Below are 13050 nucleotides of genomic sequence, written 5' to 3' on the forward strand. Positions count from 1 at the left end.
TCACTTTGGTGATGTCGCTGATTTGGGCCACGTCGAGCTTGGCCGCCACGCGGGGGGCCACGTTCTTGCCGCTGGCAGTCGCCGGGAACAGGATGTGGCTGTAGTTGGATGCGATGGCGAGCACTTGCGCGGCCACGTTTTCTGCCAGGCCATGTTCCAGGCCAGGGGCGTCGGCGTGGATGACCTTGGCAACACCGGCTATTTTGGAGGCGGCTTGTGCAGCAGCGCCGGCGTTGTGGCCGGCCACCAGCACGTGCACGTCGCCGCCGCAGGCCACTGCGGCCGTGACGGTGTTCAGCGTGGCGCCCTTGATGGACGCGTTGTCGTGTTCAGCAATAACGAGTACCGACATTTAGATCACCTTCGCTTCGTTCTTGAGTTTTTCGACCAGRGCGGCCACGTCSGCCACCTTGATGCCAGCRCCGCGCTTGGCGGGCTCGGTCACCTTGAGGGTCTTCAGGCGCGGAGCCACGTCCACRCCGAGGTCTTCGGGCTTGACGGTRTCGAGCTGCTTYTTCTTGGCCTTCATGATGTTGGGCAAGGTGACGTAGCGGGGCTCGTTCAGGCGCAGGTCGGTGGTGATGACGGCGGGCAGCGTCAGGGCCAGGGTTTCCAGGCCGCCGTCCACTTCGCGGGTCACGCTGACTTTGTCGGCCGTCAGTTCGACCTTGCTGGCGAACGTGGCCTGGGGCAGGTCGGCCAGGGCCGCGAGCATCTGGCCGGTCTGGTTGGCGTCGTCGTCGATGGCTTGTTTGCCCAGGATGATGAGACCGGGCTGCTCTTTGTCCACCAGGGCCTTGAGGATCTTGGCCACGGCCAGGGGCTGCAGCTCGACGTCGGTCTCGACCAGGATGGCGCGGTCGGCGCCAATCGCCATGGCAGTGCGCAGGGTTTCCTGGCACTGGGCCACGCCGCAGGAGACTGCGATGACTTCGGTCACCAGGCCTTTTTCTTTCAGGCGCACGGCCTCTTCAACGGCGATTTCGTCAAAGGGGTTCATGCTCATCTTCACGTTGGCGATGTCCACACCCGTGTTGTCCGACTTCACNTCTTTCAGGCGCACGGCCTCTTCAACGGCGATTTCGTCAAAGGGGTTCATGCTCATCTTCACGTTGGCGATGTCCACACCCGTGTTGTCCGACTTCACGCGGACCTTCACGTTGTAGTCCACCACGCGCTTGACGGGAACGAGAACTTTCATAGTTGGGTCTTTCTGAAAAAACAGGAAATCGATCAGTGCGACAGCGCGCGGTGCAGGTCGCGCAGCTCGCGCTTGAGCACCTTGCCAATCGCGCTGCGCGGCAGCTCGTCGATGAAATGCAGCGCAGCCAGCCGCTGCGTTTTGCCCGCCCGGGCGTTGTACCAGCCCATGATCTGGGTGGCGTCTTCGGTGGCGCCCGGTCGGCGGCACACAAAGGCCACAGGCGTCTCGCCCCATTGTTCGGAGGGTACGCCGGTCACGGCCACGTCCTCCACGGCGGGGTGCTTGCGCAGCTCGGCTTCGAGGTCGCTGGGGTAGATATTGAAGCCGCCGCTGATGACCATGTCCTTGCGGCGGTCCAACAGGGTCAGAAAGCCCTGCGCGTCAAACCGGCCCACATCGCCTGTGCGGATGAAGCGCTTGCCGGTGGCATCAAACCACTCGGCCTCCCGCGTCTTGTCGGGCTGCCGGTGGTAGCCGGTCATCATGCCGGGCGAGTGGCCCACCACCTCGCCGGTGGCGCCGGGCGGCAGCTCATGGCCCTCTTCGTCGATCAGGCGGATGTCGCTGGTAGATGCGGGCTGGCCCACGGTGTGCAGCTTGTCCGGGTGCTCGTGCGCCGCCAGGATGCAGGTGCCCCCCCCTTCGGTCATGCCGTAGAACTCGTACAGCGCGCCCGGCCAGCGTGCCAGGATGTCGGCTTTGAGCTCAGCACGAAACGGCGCGCTGGTGCAGAACTTGGCGCGAAAGGACGACAGGTCGAACTCGCCAAACTGCGGCAGCGCCAGGATGCGCTGGTATTGCACCGGCACCAGCATGGAATGCGTGGCGCGGATCTGCTGCGCGGTCTGTAAGTAGCGCAACGCATCGAATTTTGGCATCAGCCGCACGCTGCCGCCCCAGCACAGGCCGGGGAAGAACGACACCAGCGTGGTGTTGGAATACAGCGGCGTTGCCAGCAGCGTGACACTGTCCGGGCCGTAGCCCTGCGCCAGGCCGCGCACCAGATGCGCCCAGCGCATGCCGTGCGATTGCACGATGCCCTTGGGGTTGCCGGTGGTGCCGGAGGAATAAATGATGTTGAACGGGTGCTCGGGCCCCACGTCCACCGGCTGCGGTGCGGCGCCTTCTGGAGCGAGCCATGCGCTCCACGGCATGCCCGCACCGGTATCGTCCAGCGCCACCAGGGGCAGCACACCGGCGCCTTTCATCACTGCCGGCGGCACCGCCGCCCTACCCTGCGCATCGGCAAACAGCAGGCGCGCCTGGGCGTCGCCCAGCATCGATGCCATCGCATCGGGCGTGACGGATGGCGCCAGCGGTGCCACCACCACACCCGCACGCAGGGCGCCCAGGTACACGGCGGCATAACGCACCGACGACGCGGCGCACACGGCCACCACGTCGCCCGACCGCAGGCCCGCCTGCTGCAACGATGCGGCCACGCGGTCCACCAGGGCATCGAGCGCAGCCCAATCCAGCGCGGAGTCGTCATCGGCCAAGGCACTGGCCTGCGGGCGCTGCTGCGCGTTGTCACGCAGCAGATCGGAGACCCGGCGGAATGGGGGCAAAGGGGCAGAGGCAGTTGCGTTGGTCATGGCCCAACTTACTCGAAGACGATGCCCTTGTCGCGGATCACCTGGCCCCACTTGGCGTAATCGCCACTCACGCGCTTGGCCATCTGGTCCGGGCCCTGGTAGTTGGCGATGGCGCCGGCGCTGAGCAGCTTGTCCTGCACTTCCTTGTCGGCCAGGATGGCTTTGACTTCGGTGCTGATGCGATCAACCACCTCCTTGGGCGTACCGAGCGGGGCCATCAGGCCGCCCCACGACACGGCATCAAAGCCCTTGAAGCCCTGCTCGGCAATGGTGGGCACGTTGGGGATCACGCCCACGCGCTGCGGCGAGCCCACGGCAATGGCGCGCAGCTTGCCCGTCTGGATATGGGGCAGCGCTGCCACGAGGTCGGCATACATCATGGGCACCTGGCCGCCCAGCGTGTCGGTGATGGCGGGCACACCGCCCTTGTAGGGCACATGCTCCATCTCGAATTGACCCAGCTGCTTGAGCAGCTCCATGCTCAGGTGGCCAAAGCTGCCCACGCCCGAGGAGGTGTAGTTGAGCTGACCTGGCCGCGCCTTGGCGTGGGTGATGAGCTTTTGCAGATCGGTCACGGTAGGCATCTGCGCCGGGTTGACCACCACTACGATGGGCAGGTCGTACACGGTAGCCACGGACACGAAATCCTTGGTGGTGTCGTAGCCCGCCTTTTTGTACAGGTGCGGAGCCAACAGCGTGGGCGTGGCCAGCATCATGAGCGTGTAGCCGTCGCCAGGGGTCTTGGCGATCTGCTGCGCGGCAATCGAGCCCGAAGCGCCCGCGCGGTTCTCCACCACCACGGGCTGCTTCAGCCGCTCGGCCAGCTTCTGGCCGACGATACGCGAGGCCGTGTCGGTGGGGCCACCAGCCGGGAAGGGCACCACGAGCTTGATCATCTTGTTGGGCCAGGCCTGGGCGTGCGCTGGGGCCGTGCCCAGCAGGCCGATGGCCGACACAGCGGCAGCTGCGGACAGCACCGCGCGACGCGAAAAGGCGGCGGGGAAAAGAGATTGTTTCGTCATCAGATATCCGTTTTTACTTTCAGCTTTTGTGCTGACCCACGCCCGACGTAACCGGCGCGGCCCAGGCGCGGGCAGCCGCGCAAGGGCCGCCCCGCCGCGCTGGCTGCGTCCCCCTGCCCGCATGGCGCAGCCATGCGAGAGCGGGGGGAAGCCGCGCTGCGGCTCAGGGGGGTGTTAATCGAGCTTTGCGCCAGACACTTTCACCACGCGCTCCCACACCGGTGCGTCCTTCTTGAACTGGGCGCTGAACTGCTCGGGACTGCTGCCCACGGGGATGAAACCCATCTGCTGGATGCGGTCGCGCACTTCGGGCATCGCGATCACGGCCTGCAGCTCAACGCCAAGCCGCGCTACGACTTCGGGCGGCGTCTTCGCGGGTGCGCTCATGCCCACCCAGCCCGTCACCTGGAAGACCTCGTCCTTGATACCCTGCTCAGCCATCGTGGCCACTTTGGGCAGCGCGTCCATGCGCTGCGCGCCGGTCACGGCCAGTGGCTTGAGGCGGCCCGATTCGATGTACGGCCGGGCCGACTGCAGGCTGGCAAACGCCATCTGGAACTGCCCGCCAACGAGGTCCTGCAGCATGGGGGCCTCGCCCTTGTAGGCCACATGGTTCATGTCGGCCTTGTGCTTGTCGGACAGCCATGCACCCGCCAAGTGGGCGTACGAACCCATGCCCCACGAGCCATAGGCGATCTTGCCCTTGTTGCGGTCGATGTAGGCCATCAGCTCCGCTGCGTTGTTGACCGGCAGCTGCGGGTTGACCAACAGCACCACCGGCGCCAGCGCGATCTGCGTGATGAGGGCCTGGTCCTTTTGCGGCTGGTAAGGCAGGCGGTCGTACAGGAACTGGTTGATGAGCATGGTGGTGCCCAGGGACACCAGCAGGGTGTAGCCGTCGGCTGGCGACTTGAGCGCCTGGTCGGTGCCGGTCACCCCGCCGGCTCCGCCGCGGTTGTCCACCAGAACAGGCTGGCCCAGACGGGCCGAGAGCTTCTCGCCCAGCGCGCGGGCGGTGATGTCGGTGGCGCCACCGGCCGGGTACGGCACGATCAGCTTGATAGGCTTGGCAGGCCAGGCGTCCTTGCCCGCCTGGGCCAGGGCCGAGCCCAGCAGGCCGGTGCTGATGAGGGCGACCAGGCCCTGCAGGACCCTGCGGCGGGGAATACGGAAGAAGTTCATGTTTGTCTCCGGATGGCAATAGGAAAAGGTCGATAGCGCTTGTTCTGCGAGCGCATTTCGCTATCGTTTTTATAGCTATAAAAGCGGGGGCAGTGTGAGGACACCCTTGTCGCGCAGGGCCTGAAGCTCGGCCTCTGGCAGTTGCAGCAGCTGCTGCAGCACATCGCGCGTGGCGTCGCCCAGGGTGGGCGGTGCGTTGCGGATGGGCAGGCGCTGGCCGTCCAGCCGGTAAGGTGGCGCAAACACATGCGTGGTGCCCGCCACGGGGTGGGGCATTTCCTGCAGCAGGCCGCCACGCCGCGTACGCTCGCTGGTCAGCGCCTCATGCAGGCCGGCCACGCGGCCGCAAGGGATGCCTGCAGCGGTCAGGCGTTCGAGCAGCACATCACGCGGGAAGCTGGCAATCAACGCCTTCATCTCGGGCAGCAGGGCAAGTCGATTGCGGGCACGCTCGACATTGGTGGCAAAACGAGGGTCTTCCACGATATCCGGGCGCATCACCACCTGACGGCAGAACTTGTCGAACTGGCTGTTGTTGCCCACGGCGATGATGAGCGGACCATCCTGCGCCTCGAACATGCCATAGGGCACGATGGACGGGTGGGCGTTGCCGTAGCGCTGCGGGTCATGGCCCAGCAGCATGGCGTCCAGGCCGTAGTAGCCGGTGATCATCAGACCGCAGTCGTACAGCGCCATCTCGATGTGGCGACCCTTGCCCGTGCGCTCCCGCCGGAACAGCGCGGCCAGCACGGCCTGCGCCGCATACATGCCGGTCATCATGTCCACCGCGGCCACGCCGAACTTCAGCGGGGGCTGGCTGGCCTCACCGTTGATGGCCATCAGACCCGCCTCGCCCTGGATCACCAGGTCATAACCGGGGCGCTTGGCCTCGGGGCCGGAGCTGTCGTAGCCCGCCACCGAGCAGTAGATGAGGTCGGGCTTGATGGCCTTGAGCTGCTCGTAGCCCAGGCCCAGCTTCTCGGCGCCGCCGGTCTTGAAGTTCTGGACCACCACGTCGCACTGCGGCAGCAGGTCGCGGATGATCTTCACGCCTTCGGGCGTCTGCAAATCCACCGTGATGGACCGCTTGTTGCGGTTCATGCTGTTGTAGTAGGTGGTCTCGGTCTTGCCGATGCGCATGCCCCAGTCGCGGGTGTCGTCACCCCGGCCGGGGTGTTCCACCTTGATGACGTCCGCACCAAAGTCGGCCAGCACCTGGCCGCACAGCGGGCCCGCAAACACACGCGAGAGGTCGAGCACGCGCACGCCTTCGAGCGGGAAGTCCATGCCCTCGGGCAATGCGGGTGTGGGGGTGGTGGAGGTCATTGCGTAGTGTCTTGTGTACCCGCGCCAGCGGTATTGACCTGGCGCAGGCGGGCGAAATCGGCGGGGCGCTTTTCCAGAAACGCACCAATGCCTTCGCGGGATTCTTCGGTGGCTTGCGACTGCACCATGAGCTGAGCTTCCAGCTCCAGTTGGTCGTCCAGTGGCTGGACGTAGGCACTGCGGCACAGCGCCTTGATGCGGCCCATGGCCAGGTCCGGGCCGGTGGCCACCTGCGCGGCCAATGCCAATGCCTGGGTCAGCGCCGCACCCGGTTCGGCCAGTCGGTTGACCGGGCCGAGTGCATGCAGTCGCTCGCCAGAGATGCGTTCGCCGGTGAGGCACAGCTCGGTCAGCACCTGGCGCGACACGAACTCGGCCAGGAAGGCCGTGGCGCCACCGTCGGGCGTGAGACCGACCTTCACGTAAGCCACCGAGAACACGGCATTGCGCGCAGCCACCAGCATGTCACAGGCCAGCGCCAGCGACAGGCCCGCACCGGCCGCTGCGCCCTCCACCGCTGCAATCACCGGCTTGCGGCAATCGCGCACGGTGCGGATCAGGTCGTGCAGGCCTTCGAGCTTGGCGCGGCGCTCTTCAATGGGCAGCTCACGTCGTTTGGCCAATTGGCGCAAGTCACCGCCCGCACAAAAGTGCCCGCCTTCGCCCGTGAGCACGATGGCACCCACGGTGGGGTCAGCCTCGGCCTGCGCCAAGGCCTCGGTCAGCGCCGCGTAAAACGCGGGCGACAGCGCATTGCGCGCAGCGGGGTTGTTGTTGGAGAGCACGAGCACCGCGCCCTCGCGGCGTTGCAGCAGAGGCTGTGGCTGCTCCATGGCTTCAGCTCCGGCCCAGCGCAATGAAGCGCGCCAGGTGGTGGTCTTCATCGCCAAACTGGTGATCCACCATGACCAGGCGCTTGGCATAGTGCGACAGGGGCAGCTCCCACGTCATGCCAATGCCGCCGTGCAGCTGGATGCTTTCCTCAGCCACCAGCGCTCCAATGCGGCCCATCGTGACCTTGGCGGCCGACAGCGCACGCTCGCGGTCGGTGCTGTCCATGGCTGCTGCCGCATTGATGACGGCAGAGCGTGCCTGCTCCACCTCCAGCAGCAGGTCGGCCATGCGGTGCTGCAGGGCCTGGAAGCTGCCAATGGGCACACCAAACTGCTTGCGCGTTTGCAGGTATTCCAGCGTGTGCTTCTTGGCCACATCCATGGCGCCCAGCGCCTCGGCACACACGGCCAGAATGCCCCAGCCCACGGCCTGCTCCAGGGTGGCAAAGCCCTGCCCTTCGGCGCCCAGCAAGGCACCCGCGCCCACCTGCACGTTCTGCAAGGTGACATCGGCCACACGCCCTCCGTCGATGCGCCCCATGCCACGGCGCTTCAGGCCTGCGGCATCGGCTGGCACCAGGAAGAGGGAGATGCCTTCTTCGTCCTCTTGCGCTCCCGAGGTGCGGGCGCTGACCAGCAGTAGCTGCGCCTGGTCGCCATGCAGCACCACGGCCTTATGGCCCGTCAGCAACCAGCCATCGCCACTGCGCACGGCGCGGGTAGTCACGCGGTTCAGGGCATAGTGCGCGCCGGGTTCCTCATGCGCCAGTGTGGCCACTGTGCTGCCGTCGATGAGGCTGGCGATGTGTTCCTTTTGCGCAGCGCTGCCCGCCAGGCCCAGCGCACGGCCCACCACCAGCGCGCCCACAAACGGCTCCACCACCAGGCCGCCACCCAGGGCTTCAAACACCACGGCCACGTCAAAGCCTGCGCCGCCAAAGCCACCGTCTGCTTCAGGGAACAGCGCGCCAATCGCGCCCAGCTCGGCAAAGCGGGCCCACAGCGCCGGGTCCGTGCCGGTATCGCCATAGGCGATGTGGTTGCGCGTCTCGATCCCGTACTGCTCGGCCACAAAACGGTTCAGGGTGTCCGCCAGCATGCGGCGGTCTTCGGTATGTTCAAAGTTCATCGCGGCAACCTCACAGGCCCAAGATCATTTTTGAAATGATGTTCTTCTGGATTTCATTGGAGCCGCCAAAGATCGACAGCTTGCGGTAGTTGAAGTAATTCGCAGCTGCCGTCGCTGCCTCCTTCGGCCCCACGGGTTCATCGGCATAGCCTTCGTACTGCGCTTCTTCGATGAAAGGCAGCGCGTACGGGCCCACCGCACGGCGGATGAGCGAGAGGATCTCCTGCCGGATCTCGGTGCCGCGAATCTTGAGCATGGAGCTTTCAGCCCCTGGCACGCCGCCACCGGCCACGGCGGCAATCACGCGCAGGTTGGTGGTCTTCATGTTCTCCAGGTCAATCTCGACCTGGGCCATGCGGGCGGCAAACAGTGGGTCCTGATCCAGCGGCTTGCCGTTTTTGATGACCTTGGCGGCAATCACCTGGAGCTTGGCCAGCGCGGCAATGCAAAAGCCCACGCCTGCAATGCCCGTGCGCTCATAGGTCAGCAGGTACTTGGCGTAGGTCCAGCCCTTGTTCTCCTCGCCCACCAGGTTTTCCACGGGCACCTTCACATCGGTGAAGAACACCTCGTTGACTTCCTTGTCGCCATCGAGCGTGCGGATGGGGCGCAGCTCCACGCCGGGCGAGTTCATGTCCACCAGCAAGAAGCTGATGCCCGACTGCGCCTTGGCTTCGCGGTCGGTGCGTACCAGGCAGAAGATCATGTTGGCGTGCTGGCCCTGGGTGGTCCAGGTCTTCTGGCCGTTGACGATGTAGTGGTCACCCTGGCGTACCGCCGTGGTCTTGACGGAGGCCAGGTCCGAGCCCGCGCCGGGTTCGGAGTAGCCCTGGCACCACCAGTCCTCGCCGCTCAGGATGCGCGGCAGCCAGTATTTTTTCTGCGCCTCGTTGCCGAACTTGATGAGCACCGGACCCAGCATGTTCACACCGAACGGCACGATGCGCGGGCCACCGGCCAGGGCGCACTCGGTGTCGAAAATGAACTTCTCGACGGCCCCCCAGCCGGGGCCACCGTATTCCTGGGGCCAGTGGTTGGCCAGCCAGCCGCGCTCGTTGAGGATGGCGTGCCACTCATCCTGGTCCGCCTTGGACAGGCGCTGGCCGGCCTTGACTTTGGTGGCGATGCGTTCGGGCAGCTTGGCTTTCAGAAAAGCCTGCACCTCGGCGCGGAAGGCTTCTTCTTCGGGGGTGAAATTCAGATCCATATCGGGTCGCTTGCAGTTCAGAGTTCGGTGGTGTGGCGCAGGGTCAGAAGATTTCAAAAAGGCCTGCAGCGCCCATGCCGCCTGCAATGCACATCGTCACCACGCCGTACTTGGCCTTGCGGCGGCGGCCTTCGAGCAGCAGGTGGCCCACCAAGCGCGCGCCGGTCATGCCGAAGGGGTGGCCAATGGCGATGGCCCCGCCGTTCACGTTCAGCCGCTCGGACGGAATGCCCAGGCGGCGCTGGCAGTACAGGGCCTGCGAGGCAAAGGCTTCGTTCATCTCCCACAGGTCAATGTCCTGCACCGTGAGGCCGTGGCGCGCCAGGAGCTTGGGCACGGCAAACACGGGGCCAATGCCCATTTCGTCGGGCTCGCAACCGGCCACCGCAAAGCCACGGAACGCGCCCAGGGGCTGCAGGCCACGGCGCTCGGCTTCTTTCGCTTCCATGAGCACGCATGCGCTGGAGCCATCGGACAACTGCGAGGCGTTGCCTGCGGTGATGAACTGGCCCGGACCTTTCACCGGCTCCAGCTTGGCAAGACCTTCCAGCGTGGTGCTGGCGCGATTGCAGTTGTCGTGCGTGGCGGTCACTTCACGGTAGGTGACCTCGCCGGTTTCCTTGTTCTTTTCCATCATGCGTGCGGCGCAGGGCACGATCTCGTCAGCAAACACGCCCGCCTGCTGTGCGGCGGCGGTGCGTTGCTGGGTTTGCAGCGAGAACAGGTCCTGGTCTTCACGGCTGATGCCATAGCGGTGGGCCACGATGTCGGCCGTGTCGATCATGGCCATGTAGAGGTCGGGCTTGTGCTCTTGCAGCCAGGGGTCGATGTCTGCCGGGTTGCCGGGCCGGATGGCCGAGATGCTTTCCACCCCGCCCGCCACCATGGCGGGCACGCCTTCGGCCACGATGCGGCCCGCGGCAATCGCCACCGACTGCAGACCCGATGCGCAAAACCGGCTGGCCACCATGCCGGCCACCGAAAGGGGCAGGCCCGCGCGCAGCGCGGTCTGGCGGCCAATGTTCTTGCCGGTGATGCCCTCGGGGTAGCCGCAGCCCATCACCAGGTCTTCGATCAACTCGGGATCGATGCCCGAGCGCTCCACCGCTGCCTTGACGGAAAAGGCCGCCAGCTGCGGGCCGGGTGTGGCATTGAATTCGCCCCGGTGAGACTTGGTCAATGGGGTGCGGGCGGTGGAAACGATGACGGCTTCACGCATAATTTGCTCCTGATTTTATAGCTGTTTGCGCTTATTCATAAAGCGCTAGAGGCCAATATGACTCGAATACGGTGGGACTGATGGAAAACGCTTCGCGTGCAATGCAGGTCAGGCAGACTCTGCGCTATGCAGCCTTGTTCAGGCTGTCGAAATTGCACCCCTCGGCTACCAGCTTTTCCAGCAGCGGCGCGGGCTGCCAGAACAGCGGGTCTTCCTGGGCGAACTCGCGGATATCGGCCAGCACCTTGTCCAGCCCCGTCATGTCGGCCCACTTCATCGGGCCGCCCCGGTGGCGCGGAAAGCCGTAGCCCGCGACAAAGGTCACGTCCACATCCAGCGGGCGCAGGGCAATGCCTTCGGCCACCACTTTGGCGCCTTCGTTGACCATGGCGGCCATGTAGCGGCGCATGATCTCGTCGGCGCTGAAGCGGCGGGGCGTGACGCCTTTCTTGGCGCGCTCGGCATCGACAATGGCGAGCACCTCAGGGTCGGGCTGGCCGGTGCGGGCACCGTCGGGGTACAGGTAGAACCCGCGCCCGGTCTTCTGACCAAACCAGCCGCGTTCGCAGATGCGGTCGGCAATCTCCACGTAGCGGGCCCGTGGGTCGCGCGTGGCGGCGCGGCGCTTGCGCGTGGCCCAGCCAATGTCGCCACCGGCCAGGTCTGTCACCTGAAACGGGCCCATGGCAAAGCCAAAGCCGCGCACGGCAGCATCGATTTCATACGGGCTGGCGCCGTCTTCCAGCAGGTAGTCAGCGGCCTGCTTATAGACAGCCAGGATGCGGTTGCCGATAAAGCCGTCGCACACGCCCGCGCGCACAGGCACCTTTTTCAGCTTGCGGGCCAGCTCGAACGCCGTGGCCACCACGTCGGGCGCCACCTTGGCGGGCACCACGATCTCCAGCAGCTTCATGATGTTGGCGGGGCTGAAGAAGTGCAGGCCGATCACATCCTGCGGGCGGCCGGTGGCGGCGGCAATGGCGTCGATGTCGAGGTAGGACGTGTTGGTGGCCAGCACGGCACCGGGCTTGCACACGCGGTCCAGCTCGCGGAACACGGCCTTCTTGACCTCGATGTCTTCAAACACGGCTTCGATCACCAGATCCACATTGGCGATGTCGGCATAGCTGGTGCTACCGGTGTAGCGCGCCATCACGGCGGCCTGGGCGGCATCGGTCATGCGGCCCTTGGCCACCAGGGCGTTGTAGACCTTTTCGACATTGGCGCGGCCCCGGGCAATGGACTCGGCATCGCGCTCGATCATGGTCACCGGCAAGCCGGCATCGAGGGCTGCCACTGCAATGCCCGCGCCCATGGTGCCGCCGCCGATGACGGCAATGCTGGCCACTGGGCGCGGCTGTGCGGCCTGTGCTTCGGGCACCTTGACGACCTCGCGTTCGGCAAAAAAAGCGTGGATGAGACCGGCGCGCTGCGGGCTGTCCAGGCACTCCATGAACAGCGCACGCTCGCGGGCCATGCCTTCGTCAAACGGCAGTTGCAACGCGGCCTGCACGCATTCGATGATCTTGAGGGGAGAGAACAGGCCGCGCGACTTTTTGGCGGTCTCGGCCTTCTGTGCGTCCAGCCAGGCCAGCGCAGCCTGCGGCTCGGCAATGGCCAGGTCACGCGTGCGGCGCACGGGGGCGTTGGCAGCCAGCAGTTCGCGCACGTAGGCCAGGCCTGCGGCCAGCGGGTGGGTGCCTTCCACCAGCTTGTCAACCAGGCCGGCTTGCAGCGCGGCCTGGGCCTTGAGAGGCTGGCCGCTGAGCATGAGGGTGGTCGCAGCCTGCACGCCCATCAGGCGCGGGGCACGCTGCGTGCCGCCCGAGCCGGGCAGCAGGCCCAGGTTCACCTCGGGCAGGCCCAGCGTGGCGGCGGGCAAGGCCAGCCGGTAGTGGGCCGACAAAGCCACCTCCAGCCCACCGCCCAGCGCTGCGCCGTGCAGCACGGCGACCACGGGCTTGTTCAGGTTTTCGATGGCGCGGCAGAGCTCGGGCAGGATGGGAGCAACCGGTGGCTTGCCGAATTCGCGGATATCCGCCCCGGCAATGAAGGCCTTGCCGGCGCCCACCAGCAGCACAGCCGCCACGGCGGCATCGGCCTGCGCCTGCAGCATGGCGGCCAACAGGCCCTGGCGCACGGCGGCGCCCAGGGCGTTGACGGGTGGGTTGTCGATGGTGACGACAAGCACATCGCCCTGCAGCGCGGTTGTGACAACGGAAGATGCGGGAATGGCGGCGCCCATGCTGGAAAGTCTCCTGGTCGATGGCTATTGACTGCCTGTGAATGACTCGGTGATTGTTGATGCGTGAAGTTATCTTGACAATTACATA

At 65.8% G+C, this 13050-nt stretch carries 10 protein-coding genes and 1 pseudogene; all 11 read right to left on the minus strand.

From position 1 onward, the window contains the following. Positions 1 to 352, minus strand: a pseudogene (locus ASD75_RS09610) (electron transfer flavoprotein subunit alpha/FixB family protein); the annotation flags it as partial. Further along, positions 353 to 1048, minus strand: a 696-nt coding sequence (locus tag ASD75_RS09615) for an electron transfer flavoprotein subunit beta/FixA family protein (RefSeq protein WP_235511593.1), incomplete at its 5' end; no start/stop codon positions are given. Positions 1049 to 1233: 185 nt separating this feature from the next. Further along, a complete protein-coding gene (locus ASD75_RS09620) occupies positions 1234 to 2799 on the minus strand; it encodes a class I adenylate-forming enzyme family protein (RefSeq protein ID WP_056745216.1) in 1566 nt (521 codons plus the stop codon). Positions 2800 to 2807: 8 nt separating this feature from the next. Then, complete coding sequence (locus ASD75_RS09625) at positions 2808 to 3821, minus strand: tripartite tricarboxylate transporter substrate binding protein (RefSeq protein WP_056745218.1); 1014 nt, start codon at positions 3819 to 3821, stop codon at positions 2808 to 2810. Positions 3822 to 3995: 174 nt separating this feature from the next. Then, on the minus strand, positions 3996 to 5003 hold the full coding sequence (locus ASD75_RS09630; protein ID WP_056745220.1) for a tripartite tricarboxylate transporter substrate binding protein: 1008 nt from the start codon (positions 5001 to 5003) through the stop codon (positions 3996 to 3998). A 75-nt stretch (positions 5004 to 5078) separates the two neighbouring features. Next, a complete protein-coding gene (locus ASD75_RS09635) occupies positions 5079 to 6329 on the minus strand; it encodes a CaiB/BaiF CoA-transferase family protein (RefSeq protein WP_056745222.1) in 1251 nt (416 codons plus the stop codon). Beyond that, complete coding sequence (locus ASD75_RS09640) at positions 6326 to 7162, minus strand: oxepin-CoA hydrolase, alternative type (protein WP_056745849.1); 837 nt, start codon at positions 7160 to 7162, stop codon at positions 6326 to 6328. The genes ASD75_RS09635 and ASD75_RS09640 overlap by 4 nt, the downstream gene beginning before the upstream one ends. 4 nt (positions 7163 to 7166) lie before the next feature. After that, complete coding sequence (locus ASD75_RS09645) at positions 7167 to 8291, minus strand: acyl-CoA dehydrogenase family protein (RefSeq protein WP_056745224.1); 1125 nt, start codon at positions 8289 to 8291, stop codon at positions 7167 to 7169. A 10-nt stretch (positions 8292 to 8301) separates the two neighbouring features. Next, positions 8302 to 9498 carry an acyl-CoA dehydrogenase family protein gene (locus tag ASD75_RS09650; RefSeq protein ID WP_056745226.1) on the minus strand — a complete coding sequence of 399 codons (1197 nt, stop codon included), beginning with the start codon at positions 9496 to 9498 and terminating at the stop codon, positions 8302 to 8304. 43 nt (positions 9499 to 9541) lie between these two features. Next, positions 9542 to 10717: an acetyl-CoA C-acyltransferase gene (locus tag ASD75_RS09655; protein ID WP_056745227.1), complete on the minus strand. Its 1176-nt coding sequence runs from the start codon at positions 10715 to 10717 to the stop codon at positions 9542 to 9544. 124 nt (positions 10718 to 10841) lie between these two features. Further along, a complete protein-coding gene (locus tag ASD75_RS09660) occupies positions 10842 to 12962 on the minus strand; it encodes a 3-hydroxyacyl-CoA dehydrogenase NAD-binding domain-containing protein (protein ID WP_056745228.1) in 2121 nt (706 codons plus the stop codon). Positions 12963 to 13050 lie beyond the last annotated feature (88 nt).

This window comes from Acidovorax sp. Root568 (assembly GCF_001427445.1).
GTDB classification, from domain to species: Bacteria; Pseudomonadota; Gammaproteobacteria; order Burkholderiales; family Burkholderiaceae_C; genus Acidovorax; species Acidovorax delafieldii.